The 18,817-nt window shown below is 70.2% G+C and carries 15 protein-coding genes; 11 read left to right on the top strand and 4 right to left on the bottom strand.

Annotated elements, in window-relative coordinates:
- The first annotated feature begins 107 nt into the window (after nucleotides 1-107).
- The 8 genes from K318_RS0117325 to K318_RS0117290 all read left to right on the top strand — a co-directional run bounded on the left by K318_RS0117325 (nucleotide 108) and on the right by K318_RS0117290 (nucleotide 8,076).
- Nucleotides 108-1,280: a metal ABC transporter substrate-binding protein gene (locus K318_RS0117325; RefSeq protein WP_029090417.1), complete on the top strand. Its 1,173-nt coding sequence runs from the start codon at nucleotides 108-110 to the stop codon at nucleotides 1,278-1,280.
- Nucleotides 1,277-2,122 (top strand): metal ABC transporter ATP-binding protein, encoded by an 846-nt coding sequence (locus K318_RS22920; protein ID WP_051298164.1) that lies wholly within the window; start codon nucleotides 1,277-1,279, stop codon nucleotides 2,120-2,122. Before K318_RS0117325 ends, K318_RS22920 begins: the two co-directional genes overlap by 4 nt.
- Before the next feature lies 1 nt (nucleotide 2,123).
- Nucleotides 2,124-3,029 carry a metal ABC transporter permease gene (locus K318_RS0117315; protein WP_029090416.1) on the top strand — a complete coding sequence of 302 codons (906 nt, stop codon included), beginning with the start codon at nucleotides 2,124-2,126 and terminating at the stop codon, nucleotides 3,027-3,029.
- 150 nt (nucleotides 3,030-3,179) lie between these two features.
- Nucleotides 3,180-4,106 carry a metallophosphoesterase gene (locus K318_RS0117310; RefSeq protein WP_029090415.1) on the top strand — a complete coding sequence of 309 codons (927 nt, stop codon included), beginning with the start codon at nucleotides 3,180-3,182 and terminating at the stop codon, nucleotides 4,104-4,106.
- A gap of 178 nt (nucleotides 4,107-4,284) precedes the next feature.
- Nucleotides 4,285-6,546 (top strand): transglycosylase domain-containing protein, encoded by a 2,262-nt coding sequence (locus K318_RS0117305; RefSeq protein WP_029090414.1) that lies wholly within the window; start codon nucleotides 4,285-4,287, stop codon nucleotides 6,544-6,546.
- 96 nt (nucleotides 6,547-6,642) lie between these two features.
- A complete protein-coding gene (gene sp36, locus K318_RS25100; RefSeq protein ID WP_169721490.1) occupies nucleotides 6,643-6,804 on the top strand; it encodes a Sp36 family protein in 162 nt (53 codons plus the stop codon).
- Between the two features lie 11 nt (nucleotides 6,805-6,815).
- Nucleotides 6,816-7,286: a RidA family protein gene (locus tag K318_RS0117295; protein ID WP_029090413.1), complete on the top strand. Its 471-nt coding sequence runs from the start codon at nucleotides 6,816-6,818 to the stop codon at nucleotides 7,284-7,286.
- Between the two features lies 1 nt (nucleotide 7,287).
- Complete coding sequence (locus K318_RS0117290; protein WP_035282237.1) at nucleotides 7,288-8,076, top strand: MBL fold metallo-hydrolase; 789 nt, start codon at nucleotides 7,288-7,290, stop codon at nucleotides 8,074-8,076.
- Nucleotides 8,077-8,226: 150 nt separating this feature from the next.
- Here the strand turns inward: K318_RS0117290 and K318_RS0117285 are convergent, their stop codons facing one another.
- Nucleotides 8,227-8,904, bottom strand: coding sequence for a Crp/Fnr family transcriptional regulator (locus K318_RS0117285; protein ID WP_029090411.1), 678 nt, complete (start codon nucleotides 8,902-8,904; stop codon nucleotides 8,227-8,229).
- Between the two features lie 169 nt (nucleotides 8,905-9,073).
- On the opposite strand from K318_RS0117285, the gene nth reads away from it, so the two are divergent.
- Together nth and K318_RS0117275 are read left to right on the top strand one after the other, a co-directional pair.
- Entirely contained in the window at nucleotides 9,074-9,814 is a 741-nt protein-coding gene (gene nth, locus K318_RS0117280; RefSeq protein WP_425393466.1) for an endonuclease III, read from the top strand.
- Nucleotides 9,811-10,539 (top strand): NUDIX hydrolase, encoded by a 729-nt coding sequence (locus K318_RS0117275; RefSeq protein ID WP_051298162.1) that lies wholly within the window; start codon nucleotides 9,811-9,813, stop codon nucleotides 10,537-10,539. The genes nth and K318_RS0117275 overlap by 4 nt, the downstream gene beginning before the upstream one ends.
- A 123-nt stretch (nucleotides 10,540-10,662) precedes the next feature.
- On the opposite strand, the gene K318_RS22915 is transcribed toward K318_RS0117275, so the two are convergent.
- The 3 genes from K318_RS22915 to acs form a co-directional block, all read right to left on the bottom strand.
- Nucleotides 10,663-12,783, bottom strand: a complete 2,121-nt coding sequence (locus K318_RS22915) for a PhoX family protein (protein WP_035282234.1) — start codon at nucleotides 12,781-12,783, stop codon at nucleotides 10,663-10,665.
- A gap of 254 nt (nucleotides 12,784-13,037) precedes the next feature.
- Nucleotides 13,038-13,445 (bottom strand): phage holin family protein, encoded by a 408-nt coding sequence (locus K318_RS0117265; protein ID WP_029090408.1) that lies wholly within the window; start codon nucleotides 13,443-13,445, stop codon nucleotides 13,038-13,040.
- A gap of 225 nt (nucleotides 13,446-13,670) precedes the next feature.
- Nucleotides 13,671-15,608: an acetate--CoA ligase gene (gene acs / locus K318_RS0117260; RefSeq protein ID WP_029090407.1), complete on the bottom strand. Its 1,938-nt coding sequence runs from the start codon at nucleotides 15,606-15,608 to the stop codon at nucleotides 13,671-13,673.
- A 283-nt stretch (nucleotides 15,609-15,891) separates the two neighbouring features.
- Between acs and K318_RS24015 the strand changes: the two genes are divergently transcribed.
- Nucleotides 15,892-18,615, top strand: coding sequence for a hypothetical protein (locus K318_RS24015; RefSeq protein WP_051298161.1), 2,724 nt, complete (start codon nucleotides 15,892-15,894; stop codon nucleotides 18,613-18,615).
- Nucleotides 18,616-18,817 lie beyond the last annotated feature (202 nt).

Raw genomic sequence — 18,817 nt, 5'->3', positions numbered from 1 at the left:
GCGCACTGGCCCCTCTGGTCGTATCTACATATCTGCATTAGTGCACCTCGGATCCGCGTCGTACTGTGAACGACGTCGAAATCCGCTCACCCGAAAGGGGTCCCGGCATGCGCAGCCTGCCTGTCATCCTCACCGCCTCCGCGTCAGCGCTCGTGCTCGCCGGCTGCGGCAGCGGTTCCGCAGGAGCGGGCGAGGACGGTGGCGAGGTCACCGTGGTCACCTCCACGAACGTCTACGCCTCGCTCGCCGAGGCCGTGGCCGGTGATGCGGCCGAGGTCACCCCGATCATCTCGGACCCGGCTCAGGACCCGCATGAGTACGAGGCCTCCGCCCGCGACCAGCTCGCGCTCTCGAAGGCGGACCTCGTCGTGATGAACGGCGGCGGCTACGACAGCTACATGTCGACCATGCTCGAGGCCATCGACGGCGATCCCGAGGTCATCGACGCGGTGGGCATCTCCGGGCTCCCGGGCTCCGAGGACGCCTCCGCGCACAGCCACGATCACGGACACGGCGACGAGGGCGAACCCGTGGAAGGCGAGGAGACCGCCGAGGGCGAGGACGGCCACGAGGGCCACGGGCACGGCGAGGAGGGCCATGAAGGCCACGACCACGCGGAAGCGGGTCAGGACCACGAGGGCCACGACCACGCCGAGGACGCACACGAGGGCCACGGGCACGAAGGCCACGACCACGCCGAGGACGCGCACGAGGGCCACGACCACGCGGAGGACGGCCACGAGGGCCACGACCACGGCGCGTTCAACGAGCACGTCTGGTACTCCGTGCCCACCATGCTCGCGGTCGTGGACGAGGTGGAGGCCCATCTCGCTGAACTCAGCCCGGACGATGCCGAGGCCTTCGCCTCCAATGCGGAGACCATCCGTGGCGAGCTGGACGAGATGAACGCGCGCCTCGGCGACATCCGGGAGGCGCACGAGGGTGAGAAGGCGGCCGTCACGGAGCCCGTCGCCCTGTGGCTCTTCGAGGACATGGGGCTCGAGAACGTCGTGCCGGAGGAGTTCGTCTACGCAGTCGAGGCCGGTGCCGACGTCTCACCCATCGTGCTCCGCGATGCCACGACGGCGCTGGAGGACGAGGACGTGGCGGTGCTCGCCTACAACACTCAGACCTCGGGCCCGGAGGCGGAGACCCTCAGGGAGACGGCGGAGGAGCTGAGCATCCCGGTGGTCGAGCTCTCGGAGACCACGGCGGCGGATCAGTCGTACAGTGAGTGGATGTCCGCGAACATCGACGCTCTGGAGCAGGCCCTCTCGTGACAGACAACAGCGCCCCCGTCCTCGAACTCGACGACGCGGAGCTGCGCTTCGGCGACCGGGTGGTCTGGCACCACCTGAGCCTGGCAGTGGAGGCCGGCGAGTTCGTCGCGGTCCTCGGCCCCAACGGCACGGGCAAGACCTCGCTGCTCAAGGTCCTCCTGGGGCAGAACCAGCTCCGCACCGGCACCGCCCGCGTGGGCGGGCACCCCGTGCGCGCCGGCGACGGGGACATCGGCTACATCCCGCAGCAGCGCGGCCTCGACCGGGCGACGCCCATGCGGGGGCGCGACCTCGTGCGGATGGGCCTCGACGGGCACCGCTGGGGGCCGGGCCTGTTCAGCCGGCGCAGGCGCGCGCGGGTGGACGAGCTGCTCACGGCGGTGGGCGCGGAGAGCTACGCGAACGCGCCCGCGGGCCTGCTCTCCGGCGGCGAGCTCCAGCGGCTCCGGGTGGCGCAGGCCCTCGTGGGCGAGCCCAAGCTCCTGCTGTGCGACGAGCCCCTGCTCTCCCTCGACATGAACCACCAGAAGCGGGTAGCCGCGCTCATCGACGAGATGCGCCGGGAGCGCGGCACGGCCGTCCTCTTCGTCACGCACGAGATCAATCCGATCCTGCCGTACGTGGACCGCGTGCTGTACCTGGCGGGCGGGCACTACCGGGTGGGCACGCCCGAGGAGGTCATCACCACGGAATCGCTCACGGAACTGTTCGGCAGCCCCATTGAGGTCGTCGAGGTGGGGGACCGCCTCGTCATCGTGGGCGGGGACGACCACCCGCACCACCCCGAGGCGGAGCTCAGCCCGGCGGACGCTCCTGCGCTGCGCGGACCGGCGGTGCTCTGAGATGGAGTTCCTCACCCAGTTCTTCACGTTCGAGGACTACGGCGAGCTCGTGGTCCTCCTGCGCAATTCCATCCTCGCCGCTGCGCTCCTGGGCGTCGTGGGCGGCATCATGTCCGTCTTCGTCATGACCCGCGACATCGCTTTCGCCGTCCACGGCATCGCCGAGATGTCGTTCGCGGGCGCGGCCCTGTTCCTGCTCATCGGCTTCGATGTGGTTCACGGCAGCTTCGTGGGCTCCGTCATCGCCGCCCTGCTCATCGCGGTGGGAGGCGTGCGGGAGTCCCAGAAGAACGCGGTGATCGGCGTGCTCATGCCGTTCTGCCTGGGCCTCGGGATCCTCTTCCTCGCCCTCTACGAGGGGCGCGCGGCGAGCAAGTTCGGCCTGCTGACCGGCCAGATCGTCGCCATCAGCGCCGATCAGCTGCGGCTCCTCGTCCTGTGCTCGCTCGTGGTGCTGGCGGTGCTCGCGGTGGTGTGGCGCCCGCTCATGTTCTCGAGCCTCGACGCGGACGTCGCCCGTGCCCGAGGCGTCCCCGTGGGCGCGCTCCAGATCGTCTTCATGATCATGCTGGGGCTCGCGGTCGCGCTCTCGGTGCAGGTGGTGGGCGTGCTGCTGGTGCTCGCCCTGCTCATCACCCCGGCGGCGGCCGCCAGCCAGATCACCGCCTCGCCGGTGCTCACCCCGCTGCTGTCCGTGGTGTTCGCCGTGGTGTCCTCTGTGGGCGGCGTGCTCATCGCGCTGGGCTCTCCCGTGGTGCCGATCAGCCCGTTCGTCACGACCATCAGCTTCCTCATCTACCTGGTGTGCAGGCTCGTGGGACGGCGGCGCATCTCCCGGCACGTACGCGCCCGGACCGCGCGCGAGGCGGACCTCCACGAGCATCCCTCCCTCGCCGCCCGGCGCTGAGGACGGGGACCGGCTCCCGAGGCGCACCCCTTCCCCACGGCCACTTCGGCGCGCTGTGATGCGGCGGCGCGCCCAAGGTGCGTCCCATCCCGCGGCCGCCCCGGCATACTCGGGCGGGCGGGGGGTCTCGCACCTGGGACAATGGACCGCATGAGTCTCGCACCCCGCTCCCGCCTGCTCCGCGCCGGCGCCCTTCTCGCCGCCGCGGGTGCCGCGGGCCTCGCGTGGTCGGCCCTCGTGGAGCCCCGGTCGTTTCGGATCCGGCGGCACACCCTGTCGCTCCTGCCTGCAGGGAGCCGCCCGCTGACGATCCTGCACCTCTCCGATCTGCACCTGGCGAAGGGGCAGGGATTCCGCGCTGAGTTCGTGCGATCGCTCGTCTCGCTCGAGCCGGACCTGGTGGTGAACACGGGAGACAACTTCGGGGGTGACACGCTGCCGGAGGTGCTGCACGCACTCGATCCGCTGCTCGATCTCCCAGGGGCCTTCGTGCTGGGCTCCAACGATTTCTGGGGCCCCAAGCCCAAGAATCCCGCGCGTTACATCTGGCGGCGCACCACACAGCACGAGGACAAATCCGGGCATGCGGAGCTGCCGACGCGGGAGCTCGTCGCGGCGTTCGAGGCGCGCGGCTGGAAGCGGCTCGACAACAGGAACGCCTCTCTCGAAGTGGGCGGTGTGCGTCTGGACCTCTCCGGACTGGGGGACGCGCACATGGACGCTGCGCGGATCACGGAGACGCACCCCTCCTTCGGTGCGGAGGAGCACAGTGGCGGGGGAGCGGTGAGAATCGGCGTCACCCATGCGCCCTACTCCCGGGCGCTCGAGGCCTTCGCCGCTGCCGGGGCCCAGCTCGTTCTCGCCGGCCACACGCACGGCGGGCAGGTGCGCATTCCGTTCTGGGGCGCACCGGTCACCAATTCCGATCTGGACCGCACCCGCGCCCGAGGCCTGTTCCCCTACCGGCGCACCCGGGTGAACGTGAGCGCGGGTCTGGGGTACTCGCCCTATGCGCCCGTCCGCTTCTCCTGCCCTCCGGAGGTGAGCCTGCTGCGGCTCGTCCCCGCCGAGCGCTGAGGCGGGCACCCCTGCGCGGCGGGCGTCTTCGGCCCAAGTGCTGATCTGTGCTGTGGGGCAGGGCACCGAGGGCCGTGGCAGGCAACGCGAGCATCGGCGAGAGGGCCATGCGGAGCCGGCACCGCGCCTTGGCGTTTCCTGAGCCGTACGGCTTGCGTGCTTGGATACACTTCTTGTCATGGTGACCTCTGCCCAGAAGAAGTCGACGAAACTCAGTGCGTTCGTCCAGTTCATCGCTGTGAGCTGCATCGCCGGCATCGTCAGCGCCGGACTGGCCATCCCCTCGGTGGGCATGGCGGCTGCCGGCGCGGACACCGCGGTGGACGTGTTCAACGCCCTCCCCACCGAGCTTGAGGAGCGCCCGCTGGCGCAGAGGTCCCGCATGCTCGCCGCAGACGGCTCCGAGATCGCCGAGTTCTACTGGCAGAACCGCCAGGAGGTCGCCTTCGACGAGATCTCCCAGGAGATGAAGGACGCGACCGTCGCGGTGGAGGACTACCGCTTCTACGAGCACTCCGGCGTGGACTTCCAGGGCATCGCCCGTGCGGTGGTCCACAACATGGTCTCCTCATCGACGCAGGGCGGCTCGACGCTCACCCAGCAGTACGTGAAGAACGTGCTGGCTGAGAACGCGCACGCGGAGAACGATGCAGAAGGCGTCGAGGCGGCGAAGGAATCGGACGGCACCGCCGGGTATGCACGCAAGCTCCGTGAGGCCAAGCTCGCGGTGGCCGTGGAGAACAAGTACGGCAAGGACGAGATCCTCCACCGGTACCTCAACATCAACAACTATTCGGGCTCGCCCGCCGTGTTCGGCGTCGAGGCGGCGGCCTACCGGTACTGGGGGATCTCCGCCGCGGAGCTGAATATCCAGCAGTCCGCGACGCTCGCGGGCATCGTGCAGAACCCGTCCGCGAACAACCCCGAGCGCTTCCCCGAGCAGACCCTCAAGCGCCGCAACACCGTGCTCGCGCTCATGCACCAGCACGGCTTCATCACGGAAGAGGAGTACACCGAGGTCAAAGACACCGACCTCGACCTCGACATCCACACGACGCCCAACGGCTGCGCCGCAGCAGGGAACAAGGCGTACTTCTGCGATTACGTGCAGCGTGTGATCGAGAACGATGAGGCCTTCGGCGAGGAACCTGCGGAGCGCACCAACTTCCTCAACCGCGGGGGCCTCACCATCAAGACCACCCTGGATCCCGCGATCCAGGACATCGCGGACAAGGCCCTCAAGGACCGCATCCCTGCGGACGATGCCTCCCACGCCGGTCACGCGGCGTCCACGGTGGAGCCTGGAACCGGTCGCATCGTCGCGATGGCGCAGAACCGGAACTACACCGTCACGGAGACGGACTCCGAGGCGGACACGCAGATCAACTACAACGTGGACCGCAAGCACAACGGCTCGAACGGCTTCCAGATCGGATCGACGTGGAAGCCCATGGTGCTCACGGAATGGCTCAAGGAGGGCAAAGGGCTCGGCACGACGGTGAATGCCACCCGGCGGAACTTCACCGCGGGCTCCTGGCGCTACGACGGCTGTCCCAACATGGGCGGACCGTGGAACCCCCGCAACGCCGGTGACGGCAGCGGCAGCTCCTCGATGTCGGCGCTGCAGGCCACCAAGTCCTCGACCAACACCGCCTATGCCGCGATGGGCAATCAGCTGAATATGTGCGGCATCATGAAGACCGCTGAGTCGCTGGGCATCAAGTACGGCAGCGGTGAGCCGCTGGACACGCCTGACGCCGATGGGTATATCGCTGCACTGGGCCCGGCCTCCATTCTCGGAGTGGTCCAGGTGACCCCGCTCGACATGGCCGCGGCCTTCGCCACTTTCGCGGCCGACGGCGAGTACTGCAGGCCCGTCGCCATCGACTCGATCACCACGAACGACGGTGAGGAGATCGAGGTGCCGGGCGCGGACTGCACACAGACTCTGGAGAAGGATGTCGCAAAGGGCGTCTCCTATGCGATGAGCCAGACCTTCAACGGCGGCACCACGAGCGGCCTCGGCATCGGGGTGCCCGCTGCCGGCAAGACCGGTACCACCAACTTCGAGGTCGGCTCGACGACCTTCGCCGGCTTCACGCGCACGCTCTCCACCTTCGTGTGGACCGGTGACCCGGACAGGAACAGGGACTGGCGGACTGAAGGTGCGGGCTCCGTGCGCGGACGCATCTACGGCGCCACCATCTCCGGAAAGACCTGGCAGAACATCATGCGCCAGGCGGTCACCCACACCGAGGGCAACTCCGGGTTCTCGCGTCCCGGCGGCTCCGCCGGCGGCAGCCAGGGAAGCTATCGCGCTCCTTCCTCGGAGCGCGGCGACGGGGGCGGCAACCGCGGAGGCGGCGGTGGCGGCAACGGCGGCGGAGGCGGAGGCAACTCCGACAACGGCGGCGGCCGGGCCGGCCTCGGCGGCAACTGACCTCGGCACATGACGACGACAGCGGTCGCACCTTTCCCGGTGCGGCCGCTGTGCGTAATCTGAACGAGCACAGGCAGCAGACGAAAGGAACAGCCCATGACCAAGTGGGAGTACGTGACCGTCCCCCTCCTCATCCACGCCACCAAGCAGATCCTCGACCAGTGGGGTCAGGAGGGCTACGAACTGGTGCAGGTGGTCCCCGGTCCTGAGGGCAGCAGCAACCTCGTCGCCTACATGAAGCGCCCCGTCCAGGGCTGAGAAGGAGAGACATGAGCCGCATCGAAGACGCACTCGCCGCACAGGGACTCGATCTGCCCCCTGTTGCCGCCCCCGCTGGCTCCTATGTGCCCGCACTCCGTGTGGGCGACCAGGTGCTCACCTCCGGTCAGCTGCCCTTCGTGGACGGCGCGCTGCCGCTCACAGGAGCGGTGGGCGGACCCGTCACCCAGGCCCAGGCCGCCGATCTGGCCGGTACCGCGGCCCTCAACGCCCTCGCCGCGGTCAAGGACCTCATCGGGGACCTCGACCTCATCGAGCGCGTCGTGAAGGTCACGGGCTTCGTGAACTCCACCCCGGACTTCACCGGGCAGCCCGGTGTGCTCAACGGGGCCTCAGAGCTCCTGGGCGCCGTCTTCGGCGAGGCAGGGCACCATGTGCGCTCCGCCGTGGGCGTGGCCGCGCTGCCGCTGAATGCCCCCGTCGAGGTGGAGCTCACGGTCCTGCTGCGCGCCGGAGCCTGATATGACCGCGCGTGCTCTCGCGGACGACGGCGTCGAGCTCGTCCTCGCGGACAACCCCTCGCCCATGACCCTGGAGGGCACGAACAGCTACGTGCTCCGGGCCGAGGACGGAGCCTCCGCGCTCCTCCTCGACCCGGGGCCGGAGCTGGCCTCCCACAGGGATGCACTGCTGCGGGCCCTCGGCGGGGCCCAGCTGCGGGGGATCGTCCTCACCCACCGCCACGCAGACCACTCGGAGATGCTGGGCAGCGCGGGGGAGTGGGCCCCCGGCGTCCCTGTCCACGCGGTCGATCCCGCTTTCGCCTCGTATGCGGAGCCGCTGCGGGACGGACAGCGGATCGAGTTCGGCACGGCCGCCGGTGATGCGGTCGAGATCGTGACGACGCCGGGCCACACCGATGACTCGATCTCCCTCGTGCACCGTTCGCGGCTGTTCTCCGGCGACACGATCCTCGGACGCGGAACGACGATGGTCTCGTTCCCGGACGGTTCGCTGGGCGATTACCTCGCGAGCCTCGAGCGGCTGGCCTCCCTTGCGGAGGACGGCGGCCTCACCGCGATCGCACCCGCCCACGGCGAGCAGCGCGAGGACGTCGTCGACCTCATCGCGCAGTACCTGCGGCACCGGCACGAGCGGATCGCCCAGGTGCGCGAGGTGCTCGCAGGCGGGGCCCGCACCGCCGAGGAGGTGCGGGACGTCGTCTACGCGGACGTCCCGGCAGGTGTGCGCCCGGCGGCCCTGCAGATCGTGCGTGCGCAGCTGGCCTACATCGACACGCTCGCGGACTGAGCCTCTGAAGAAGAACAAGTGACGTCTGCGCACCGGCCGTCCAACACGGCCGCTGCGCAGACGTCACTTGCCGAAAGGGCGTGCGAAGGCCCCTCGACCGCATGTGCGGCGAGGGGCCGATGAGGCCGGGGCCTCCCGTGCCTGGTGTGCTCAGGCGGCGCGGTGACGCAGGCGGTCGACGTCGAGCAGGACCACGGCGCGGGCCTCGAGGCGCAGCCAGCCGCGCTGCGCGAAGTCCGCGAGCGCCTTGTTGACGGTCTCGCGGGAAGCGCCCACCAGCTGGGCGAGCTCCTCCTGCGTGAGGTCGTGGGCGACGTGCACGCCGTCCGGCGCGGGCTTGCCGAAGCGGTCGGCGAGATCCAGCAGCGCCTTCGCGACGCGGCCGGGCACGTCCTGGAACACGAGGTCGCCGACGGTGTCATTGGTCTTGCGCAGGCGCAGGGCCAGGGCGCGCAGGAGGTTCATCGCGGCCTGCGGGCGCTCCTGGAGCCACGTGAGCAGGTCCTCGTGGCGGAGGCTCAGCAGCTCCGTCTGGGAGATGGCCGTGACGGTGGATGAGCGCGGGCCGGGGGCGAAGAGCGTGAGCTCGCCGATGATCTCCGTGGGGCCGGCCACCGAGAGGAGGTTCTCGCGTCCATCGGACGACTCGCGCCCGATCTTCACCTTGCCCGTCGCGACGATGTAGAGCTCGTCGCCGTCATCGCCCTCGCGGAAGAGCACGGTGCCGCGGCGCAGGCTCCGTGGCTTCATGAACTTCAGCAGAGCGCTGGTCGACTCGTCGTCGAGCCCGGCGAAGAGTGGGGCCTTGCGAACGACTTCGATATCCACGTGGGATTCCTCCTGATAAGCAGATGCGGGTATACCCGTCAATCTACCCGGTGCACGCCTCATCTGCCCAGACTCGGCCTGCGAATACGCGCAATGAACCGCCCGCGCCTCGGCCTCCGTCCTGCTCCGTCCCGGCCCGTCCGGTGCCTGGCGATAGACTTGCGGCGTGCTGTCAGTTGCTGAGAAGAGCGCCCGCCGGTTCCGGCAGGAGACCCCGCTGGGGCGCACGCGCCGGGCCCGGAAGATCAACCGGATCCTCGCCGAGACCTATCCGGACGCGCACGCGGAGCTCGATTTCACCAACGCCTTCGAGCTCCTCGTCGCCACGGTCCTCTCGGCGCAGACCACCGACATCCGCGTGAACTCGGTGACACCCGCGCTGTTCCGCGCGCACCCGGACGCGCACTCCCTGGCCGCCGCGCAGCTCGGCGACGTCGAGGAGATCATCCGCCCCACCGGCTTCTACCGGGCCAAGGCCAAGAGCATCGTCGGCCTCGCACAGGAGCTCGTGGAGCGCTGGGACGGCGAGGTGCCCGGCGAGCTCGCGGCGCTCGTGAAGCTGCCGGGGGTGGGCCGGAAGACCGCGAACGTGGTCCTCGGCAATGCCTTCGGCGTCCCCGGGCTCACGATCGACACCCACTTCTCCCGGCTGGCCCGCCGCTTCCTCTGGACCGCCTCCGAGGACCCCGTCCGCATCGAGGCCGACGTCGCAGAACTGTTCCCCGCCAGGGACTGGACGATGCTCTCCCACCGGGTCATCTGGCACGGCCGCCGCATCTGCCACGCCCGGAAGCCGGCCTGCGGAGCCTGCCCCCTCGCATCCCTGTGCCCCTCCTTCGGCGTCGGGGAGCTCGATCCGGACAGGGCGCGCGGGCTCCTCCGGTTCGAACTCGCCGAGGGCGCGCAGTGACGATCCCGGAGACGGAGGGGGCCACACCCGAGGCCGGCCTCGGCGATCCGGTGCGCGCCGCTCTCGCAGGCCTGCTGGAAGCGGCCACGCCGCGAGAGTGGATGCGGCGCAGCCAGGCGCCGGCCGGGATGAATGTGCGTGCGGCCTCCGTGCTCATGCTGTTCGGCCGGGGAACGGCCCCGCGCACCGCGGCGGGCGCGGCCGAGCTGGACCGGCTCGCGGAGCTGGGCGCGGCCGAGGTCGACGTGCTGCTGCTCGAGCGTGCCGCGACGCTGCGCCAGCACGCCGGACAGCCCGCGTTCCCCGGGGGCGGGGCGGATGCCGACGACGAGTCGCCCGTGCACACCGCACTGCGCGAGGCGCAGGAGGAGACCGGACTGAACCCGGAGGGCGTGGACGTGCTCGGCACGCTCGATGCGCTCTACGTCCCGGCCAGCCGCTACGAGGTCACCCCCGTGTTGGGCTGGTGGGTCTCGCCGACCCCCGTGCAGGCCGTCGACCTGGGAGAGTCCTCGCTCGTGGAGCGGGTGGCGGTCGCCGATCTCGTGGCGCCGGCGAACCGCGGTGTGTACGCGCCGACCGACCGCCCCTGGACCACCCCGGTCTTCGACGTGGGGGTCATGCGGCCGTGGGGCTTCACCGCCGGGCTCCTCGACTGGGCGCTGGGCTCGCTGGGCTGGGACCGGGAGTGGGACCGCGACAGGTACATCCACATCGACTGGTGACGGGCGGCGCCCGTCCGCTCGTGCGGACACGTGCACGAAAGCTCAGGACCCGCACGCAATTGCGTGTGCGTCCTGAGCTTTCGCGATGGGCGGGAGCCGCATGATCCCAGGGGGAGGGCCGCCTTATGCGGTGGCGAGGCCCGTCCGCAGTCTGTCCCCGGCCTCGGCGTCGCCCACGAGCGCGCGCTGGCGGGCGTCCTGCTCACCGGGCTCGGCCCGGAGCACCTGCACCACGGCGGGCCGCGGGAGGGTGAAGCTCCCGTCGCCGTCGGCATCCACGTAGTCGGGGAAGGCCGAGCGCTGCGCAGTGTACTCGCCGTCCTCTCCGGGGTGCTGCACCGAGACGAACACGCTGCCGTCCTGGTCGTGGATCACCGGCCCGCAGGTCTCCGCGTCGACCGGGACGGAGAGGAACTGCTCGACCTTCCCGCGGTCGTCACCCTCCAGGGTCACCTTGAACAGGCCGTCGTTGTAGCCGATGGAGGAGGGCGCCCCGTCGGTGGAGATCCACAGCGTGCCCGCGGAGTCGAAGGCGATGTTGTCCGGGCAGGAGATGGGCGAGACCTGGTCCGCCGGGAAGCCGCTGAAGTACGCGGAGTCGTTCTTCGCCGGATCGCCGCACACCAGCAGCAGGGACCAGCCGAACTCCGTGCCCGTCTGCCCGCCCGTCTCGGTGAGCTCCACGACGTGCCCGTCCCGGTTCTCGGTGCGCGGATTGGCCTCGTCGGGACCTGCCCCGCCGCCCACGCCGCGCTCGTCGTTGTTGGTGCAGGCCACGTACACCTTGCCGGTGGTGAGGCTGGGCTCGACGTCCTCGCAGCGGTCCATCTTCGTGGCGCCGGCGGCGTCCGCGGCCAGCCGGGTGTTGACGAGCACCTCCTCGACGGAGAACCCTGACACCTGCGACTTGCCGCCCTGTACGAGGGGCACCCACGTGCCCGTGCCGTCGAATCCGCCGTCCTCCGGGAGGGCGCCCGAGCCGTCGATCTCCTCGTCCGAGGTGCCCGCGAACTGCGCGACGTAGAGATCGCCCTCGGTGAGCAGCTGCTTGTTCGCCTCGCGGTCGCCCTCCTGGTAGGTGCCCTTGGAGACGAACTTGTAGAGGTAGTCGAACTTCTCGTCGTCGCCCATGTAGGCGACCACGTGGCCGTCGCCGGCGACGATGACATTGGCGCCCTCGTGCTTGAAACGGCCCATCGCCGTGTGCTTGACCGGAGTGGACTCCGGGTCCCAGGGGTCGACCTCGACGATCCAGCCGAAGCGGTTGGCTTCGTTCTCATAGCCCTCGTTGCGGGTGTCGAAGCGCTCGAGGTCCTGTTCCCAGCCGGTCTCGGTGGGCTCCGAGAGCATGCCGTAGCGCTTCTCCGCCTCCGAGGCCGCAGCCGAGACGAAGTAAGTGTTGAAGTTCTCCTCGCCGGAGAGCAGGGTGCCCCAGGGGGTGAGCCCGCCGGCGCAGTTGCCCAGCGTGCCCTGGGCCTTGTCCCCCTTGGGGTGATCCTTGGTCTGCAGGAGGGAGGAGCCGGCGGCCGGGCCCGTGAACTCGTACTCGGTCTCGATGAGGAAGCGGCGGTTGTGCGCGCCGTCGACGTTCACCTGCCACGGCTGCTCGGGACCCTCGCGGGTGAGGTCCACGACGGAGAGGCCCTGCGCCTGCCGCGCGACTGCGCGTGCGACGGCCTGATCCATGTCCGGCGGGAACATGATGCCGGGGTTGACGTACTCGTGGTTGGCGAACAGGACCGCCGCGTTCCCGTCCGAGTCCGGATCGATCTGGATGGCCGAGTAGTCGTTGTTGTAGCCGAACTGCCGCGCCTGCGCCTCGGGGGTCTGCGCGGCCGGATCGAAGGCGGGGGAGTCGGGGAAGAGGCCGTCGCCCCAGCGCAGGATCGGCACCCAGGTGAAGCCCGCGGGGACGATGAAGGCGTCGACTGCGGCATCGACGGGGTCGATGGGCTCGAAGTCGAGCTTCATGCCGTTCTGACCGAAGGTGCCGGGATCGCTCACGGCCGGGGTCTGCTCAGCCGGGGTGCAGGCCGCCACCGCGACGGCGAGGGCGCCCGCGCCGGTCAGCCCCAGCATCGCCCGGCGCGACATCGCCTTCGAGGCGATGTCGCGGAAGTACCCGTTGTCGCTGGTGTTGCACACGCCGCGGGCGCAGGCGTTCCCGCATTTGAGGGCGCAGGTGACGGGGCTGCGCTTGCCCTTCGTGCGGTGGAACATGGGGAGGAGCTCGAAGCGGGGCATGGCGTCCTTTCCGACGGCTGCGTGCTGACTGCGACGCTCACACCGTTTCAGGGAAGGGGGACGGAGATGCGACCGCCGGGTGAACGGCAGGGGAAGCGGAGGGAGCGGGCGGTGTGCCTGTGCGGAGCGACGGCCTGCAGGCTCGGGGGCGGAACGGGATGCGCAGACGAACGGGCCGCGAGAGCTCACGCGGCCGGCGCGGAAGATGCGGCGGGGTGAGCTCTCGCGGCCCGGAATGGCGGCCGGAGGGGGCCTCAGTAGCGGGGGCCGCCCGGATTGGACAGTGCGCGCTTGAGCGCGGCGACCGCGGACTGACCGCTCCGGATCGCCTGCGAGGGCACCGGATTGCCCTTCTTGAACAGCGGGATCGCGATCGCCACGAGGATCAGCGCCAGCACCACGAGGATCGCGAAGACCACGAGGAAGCTCAGCCACCATGCCCAGCCCAGGCCCTCGTGGAAGGCCGCGGCCAGCGTGAACATGACCATGAATGAGGAGAGGAACAGGAAGAACAGCGCACCGATCGCCAGGCCTGCCCCGATGCCGAGGTTCTTGGCACCCTCGGTCGCCTCGGACTTGGCGAGTGCGGTCTCCTCCTGAGCGAGCGCACGCGAATCCGCACCGATGTCCTCGATCAGTTTGGAGATAGACCTCTCAGCCATTGACGGCTCCTTCGTGCTTGCCGGTGACGTTGTGCAACTGCGTCCACCTTACTGCCTGCTGAGCGCACGTGCACCGCGCCCGTGCGCCCGGCCTCGGACGTCTGCCCGGGCTCGCCCCGACCTGTTCCGCACCGCCCTGCCCCGTGTGCCGGGGAGAGCGGTGCGGAGCCGATCGGTGACAGCGGCGCGGGCTCCGCCGCAGGCGTCTCGGGCGTCCCAGTCGTCTCAGTCGTCCGCGGAGGATGATTCCACCTGCTGGGAGATGATGTCCATGACGGAGGAGTCCGCCAGCGTCGAGGAATCGCCCACCGCGCGGTGCTCCGCGACGTCCTTGAGCAGGCGGCGCATGATCTTGCCCGAGCGCGTCTTCGGCAGTTCGTCGACCACGTGGACCCGCTTGGGCTTGGCGATCGGCCCGATGTCCGAGCCCACGTGCCGGCGCAGCTCCTCCGCGATGTCCTCCCCGGCCTCGGCATCGGCGCGGAGGATGACGAAGGCGATGACGGACTGGCCCGAGGTCTCGTCCGCCGCTCCGACGACGGCCGCCTCGGCGACGGCGTCATGGGCGACGAGGGAGGACTCGATCTCCGCGGTGGACAGGCGGTGGCCGGAGACGTTCATGACGTCGTCCACGCGGCCGAGGAACCAGATGTCGCCGTCCTCGTCGCGGCGGGCGCCGTCACCGGCGAAGTAGGTGTTCTCGAAGCGAGACCAGTAGGTGTCCCGGAAGCGCTGCGGATCGCCGTAGACGCCGCGGAGCATGGCCGGCCACGGCTCCGTGATGACGAGCAGGCCCGGTTCGCCGCCTTCCAGCTCGGCGCCCTCGTCGTCGACGACCTTGACCTCGATGCCGGGGATCGCACGCTGGGAGGAGCCCGGCTTCGTGTCCACCACGCCCGGCATCGGCACGATCATGTGCGCACCGGTCTCCGTCTGCCACCACGTGTCCACGATGGGGCAGCGGTCCCCGCCGATCACCCGGCGGTACCACAGCCAGGCCTCGGGGTTGATGGGCTCGCCCACGCTGCCGAGCAGGCGCAGGGAGGAGAGGTCGTACTGCGCGGGGATGTCCTCGCCCCACTTCATGCAGGTGCGGATGGCGGTCGGTGCGGTGTAGAGGGTGGTGACGCCGTACTTCTGGACGACGGACCACCAGCGGCCCTTGTCCGGGGTGTCCGGTGTGCCCTCGTACATCACCTGGGTGGCGCCGGCGGAGAGCGGGCCGTAGGTGACATAGGTGTGACCCGTCACCCAGCCCACGTCGGCGGTGCACCAGAACACGTCCGTCTCCGGCTTGAGGTCGAAGCTCGCGAACATGGAGTAGGTCGCCTGCGTGAGGTAGCCGCCCGAGGTGTGCAGGATGCCCTTGGGGCTGCCCGTGGTGCCCGAGGTGTAGAGGATGAAGAGGGGGTTCTCCGCCTCGAAGGCCTCGGCCTCGTGCTCGGGGGAGGCGGCGGCCAGCAGCTCGCCCCACTTCTTGTCGCGGCCCTCCGTCCATGCGACGTCCTGGCCCGTGCGCTCGACGACCACGACGTGCTCGACCGGTGTGTCGCCGCCGGCCAGCGCCTCGTCCACCGCGGGCTTGAGGCCGGAGGGCCTGCCCCGCCGGTAGCCGCCGTCGGCGGTGATGACGACGCGGGCCTCGGCGTCGTTGATGCGGGACCTGAGGGCATCGGCGGAGAAGCCGCCGAAGACCACGGAGTGGGCCGCGCCGAGGCGGGCGCAGGCGAGCATGGCGATGGTCGCCTCGGGGATCATCGGGAGGTAGACGGCGACGCGGTCGCCCTTCTTCACCCCGAGGTCCGCGAGCATGTTCGCGGCCCTCTTCACCTCCTCCGTGAGCTGCGCGTAGGTGAGCGTGCGGATGTCACCGGGCTCGCCCTCGAAGTGGATGGCGACGCGGTCGCCGTTGCCCGCCTCCACGTGTCGGTCGAGGCAGTTGCGGGCCACATTGAGCTTCCCGTCTGCGAACCAGCGGGCGAACGGCGGATTCGACCAGTCGAGGGTCTCCGTGAAGGGCGTCTCCCATTCGAGGAGCGTGCGCGCCTTCTCCGCCCAGAACCCCAGCCGATCCTCGCGGGCGCGTGCGTACTCGTCGGCCTGCACGTTCGCCGCGGCGGCGAACTCCGGGGGAGGGGGGAAGGTCTCCTGCGTCTCAGTCATGAATCAATCCTCCGGCTACATCGATGGAGCGTCCGCGCAGCGTCTGTGAGGGGCTGCACGAAGACTTTTCCGTCTGCGCGAGAAACACTACCTGACCGAGTGAGCCAAGCCACCTGTCCGTGTCGGCTGTCGGTGAGCGCGCGAGGCTCTCAGCTGACATTTGCGTAAGAAGTGGTCGGTGACGAACGCACCGGACCGGTGCACAGGTGCAATGATGGGACGAGCACAAGGGCGACGACCGTGCAGACCACCTGCGAAATCGGCAGGGGAATAAGGAGTACCGATGAGCATGCCCAACCAGCCCCAGCACGGCTCGGGCCCCCAGCAGTGGGGGCAGGACGGCGCCTCCGGGCAGCAGGATCAGCAGGATCTCGGCCAGCAGGGCCCCGGCGGGCAGGATCTCGGCGGGCAGGGCCTCAGCCCGCAGGCGCCGCAGTACGGTTCGCAGCCGGTCTACGGCGACCAGCAGGGCGGACAGCAGTACGGGACCGGGGCCGGCTACGGTGCGCTGCCCGAGTACGGCTCGCAGCCCGGCTACGGTGCGCAGCCGGGTCAGGGCGAGCAGGGCTATGGTGCGCAGCCGGGAAGCTATGGCCAGGGTGCCGACTACGGTCAGGGCACTGACTACGGTCAGGGCGGCGGCTACGGCCAGCCGGCTGACCACGGCTACGCCGCCGGTGACCAGGGCGCCTATGGGGTGGATCCCTACGGTGCGCAGACTGCGGCTGCGCAGTCCGGGATCCCCGGCCAGGCAGGTTACCCGCAGCCGGCGTACGGCTCGCAGCCGCAGCAGGCGTATGCCCAGCAGGGCTATGACCCGCAGGCCTACGCGCCTCAGGGATACGAGCAGCAGGCCCACGCCCAGCAGGCGTATGCGCAGCAGGCATATGCGCAGGGGCAGCAGGGCTACGGCGCCGCGCCCTCCAAGCCCAAGCTGCCCGGTGCCGTCGCGGGTCCGCTGAGCATCCGCGACCTCGCACTCCTCGTCTCGGCGCTGTTCGCCCTCGTGGCGATGGCCGTGCCGTTCTACGGCTACTCGTTCTCCGGCTTCTCGCCCGGCGGCAGCTGGATCTGGCACTGGACCTTCACCCACGTGGGACTGCTGTTCCTCGGCGTCCTGCCGCTTCTCATCGCAGGAGTGCTCGCCCTGCTCCAGAAGGTGGTCACGGGCTTCCCCGCGAGGATCGGGTCGCTGAGCGTCGATCAGGTCATCTCCGTGCTCACCTCGGTCTCGTTCGCGGCGAACCTGGTGCACATCCTCACCACGGCGCAGGTCTTCCATGCGGGCGCGTACTTCGCGTTCTTCGGCTCGCTCATCGCCTTCTTCTTCGGGGTCTTCACCTTCCTCCCCTTCATGGCCGCCGAGTTCGCCGCGAGGCCTGAGACCACAGCCCATGCGAAGGCCCGCCCGGCCTCCCGGGCATCCGGTGCGGCAGGCACCGGCCTCGCGGGTGCTGCGGGTGTCGGCGCCGCTGCGGGAGCGGGTGCCGCTGCGGCGGGTGCAGCAGCGTACGGCTCCCAGGGCCAGGCCTATGGTTCGCAGCCGCAGGCCTACGGCTCCCAGCCCCAGCAATACGGCTCCCAGCCCCAGCAATACGGTTCCCAGCCGCAGCAGTACGGTTCCCAGCCGCAGCAGTACGGCTCCCAGGGTCAGGCCTACGGTTCGCAGGGGCAGCAGTACGGCTCCCAGCCGCAGCAGTTCGGTGCCCAGGGCGATGTCTCTCAGGCGACGGATTCCGGCGCCTACGGCAGTGCGCCCGCGTACGGTTCGCAGCCGGAGCAGTACGGTTCGCAGCCGGAGGCGTACGGGGCAGAGGCCTCGGGCGCGCACACGGCGGGGGCCGAATACGCCTACGGCGCGGCACCGGCCTACGGCTCGCAGGGGCAGACCTATGCCTCCCAGTCCCAGCAGTACGGTTCGGAGCCGGGCACCGCTCATGGCTTCCAGGCCCAGGACGGCACCCCGGAAGCGAGCGGCTTCGCACCGGAGGCGAACGTCGCCGCGACCGGCGGCGAGGCGGAGAGCAGCAGCCCGGTCGGGGCCCCGGCCGAGACCACGAGCACGGCCGACGGCCAGACCTACCTGGGCGCTCAGTCCGGGCAGGCGCCGCAGCACTCGCAGAGCGAGCCCACACAGGCCTTCGCCGCGGGCGCGTTCGGCGATCCGGCCCCGCTCCACGAGACCGCTCCGGATGCCGTGGGCGCACAGGCCTCCGAGGGCGCATCGCATTCCGAGAACGTCCAGCAGAGCGGGACCCCCGTACCGGATGCGCTGTCCGGCTCCGCACAGGGCACGGACGAGGCCGCCTCGGCCCCGGTCTTCGGCTATACGCCGGAGGGGGCCGCCGCAGAGGAGCCTGAACTCGCCAATCCCGCGACCGCGTCGGGCGAGGCACCCGTCGAGCAGGAGGCGGCCGGGGCTGCTGTGGGTGAGTCGACGGTCGCTGCGGAGGAGACTCCGGCCTCTGCGGGAGGCACCCGCGTCCGCGGCGCGGAACCGGCCGGCGATTCGCCGGACGAGCCGACGCAGTGGTTCAAGGCGGGGGAGCACGATCACGCCGCCGAGGCCGTTCAGGACTCTGATCGCGCGGCCGTCGCGGGCGGCTCCGACCCGGATGCGACGCAGGCGGCCGGTGCACCGGTCGCCGAGGCGGCCGATGTCTCGGGCGAGCCCACGCAGGCCTTCAACCCCCTGCAGGCACAGGGCTACGGTGACGCAGCGGCTCAGGGCCACGCGGGATCCGGCCATGATGCACACGGACAGAACGCGGCTCAGGTCTCGTACGCGCAGCAGGCCGAACCGCAGGCACCGTCCACGCAGATGTTCTGGTTCGCCGTTCCGGAGCCCCGTCCGGCCGTCGACGCCGTGACGGGCCTCGAGGTCTTCACGGTGACTCCGGGAGAGTGGTTCCTCGCGCTGGAGGATCACGGCACCTTCTTCAAGGTCCGCGACGCCCACGGCCGCGAGGGCTACCTCAACAGCGTGGAGGGCATCACGCGAGGCTGAGGCCGCCGCGGCCCCGGCGCCGCACCCGTTCCGCCCCGGCCGATGAGCTCATCGGCCGGGGCGGAGTCGTCTTCGCGGGCAGATCGCCGCTCCGCGTGCCGCGCGCATGGTGCGCTGACTGAATGTCACAGGCATGCCAACGTGAGCGCTCACTGTGCGTCACATTCGCGGTGGTTCGCCCGCGCGGCGTTCACAGCCCCGG

This window comes from Brevibacterium album DSM 18261 (assembly GCF_000426445.1).
GTDB classification, from domain to species: domain Bacteria; phylum Actinomycetota; class Actinomycetes; order Actinomycetales; family Brevibacteriaceae; genus Brevibacterium; species Brevibacterium album.
Note: the sequence above shows the minus strand (reverse complement) of the source record. Positions and strands in the feature narration are given on the sequence as shown.

Excerpts from the sequence above, each read along its gene's own strand:
- sp36 (WP_169721490.1), top strand. The coding sequence starts at position 6,643 with ATGACCAAGTGGGAGTACGTGACCGTCCCCCTCCTCATCCACGCCACC.
- K318_RS0117315 (WP_029090416.1), top strand. The coding sequence starts at position 2,124 with ATGGAGTTCCTCACCCAGTTCTTCACGTTCGAGGACTACGGCGAGCTC.
- K318_RS24015 (WP_051298161.1), top strand. The coding sequence starts at position 15,892 with ATGAGCATGCCCAACCAGCCCCAGCACGGCTCGGGCCCCCAGCAGTGG.
- K318_RS0117290 (WP_035282237.1), top strand. The coding sequence starts at position 7,288 with ATGACCGCGCGTGCTCTCGCGGACGACGGCGTCGAGCTCGTCCTCGCG.
- K318_RS0117305 (WP_029090414.1), top strand. The coding sequence starts at position 4,285 with ATGGTGACCTCTGCCCAGAAGAAGTCGACGAAACTCAGTGCGTTCGTC.
- K318_RS0117310 (WP_029090415.1), top strand. The coding sequence starts at position 3,180 with ATGAGTCTCGCACCCCGCTCCCGCCTGCTCCGCGCCGGCGCCCTTCTC.
- K318_RS0117265 (WP_029090408.1), bottom strand. The coding sequence starts at position 13,445 with ATGGCTGAGAGGTCTATCTCCAAACTGATCGAGGACATCGGTGCGGAT.
- K318_RS0117295 (WP_029090413.1), top strand. The coding sequence starts at position 6,816 with ATGAGCCGCATCGAAGACGCACTCGCCGCACAGGGACTCGATCTGCCC.
- K318_RS0117325 (WP_029090417.1), top strand. The coding sequence starts at position 108 with ATGCGCAGCCTGCCTGTCATCCTCACCGCCTCCGCGTCAGCGCTCGTG.
- K318_RS22915 (WP_035282234.1), bottom strand. The coding sequence starts at position 12,783 with ATGCCCCGCTTCGAGCTCCTCCCCATGTTCCACCGCACGAAGGGCAAG.
- acs (WP_029090407.1), bottom strand. The coding sequence starts at position 15,608 with ATGACTGAGACGCAGGAGACCTTCCCCCCTCCCCCGGAGTTCGCCGCC.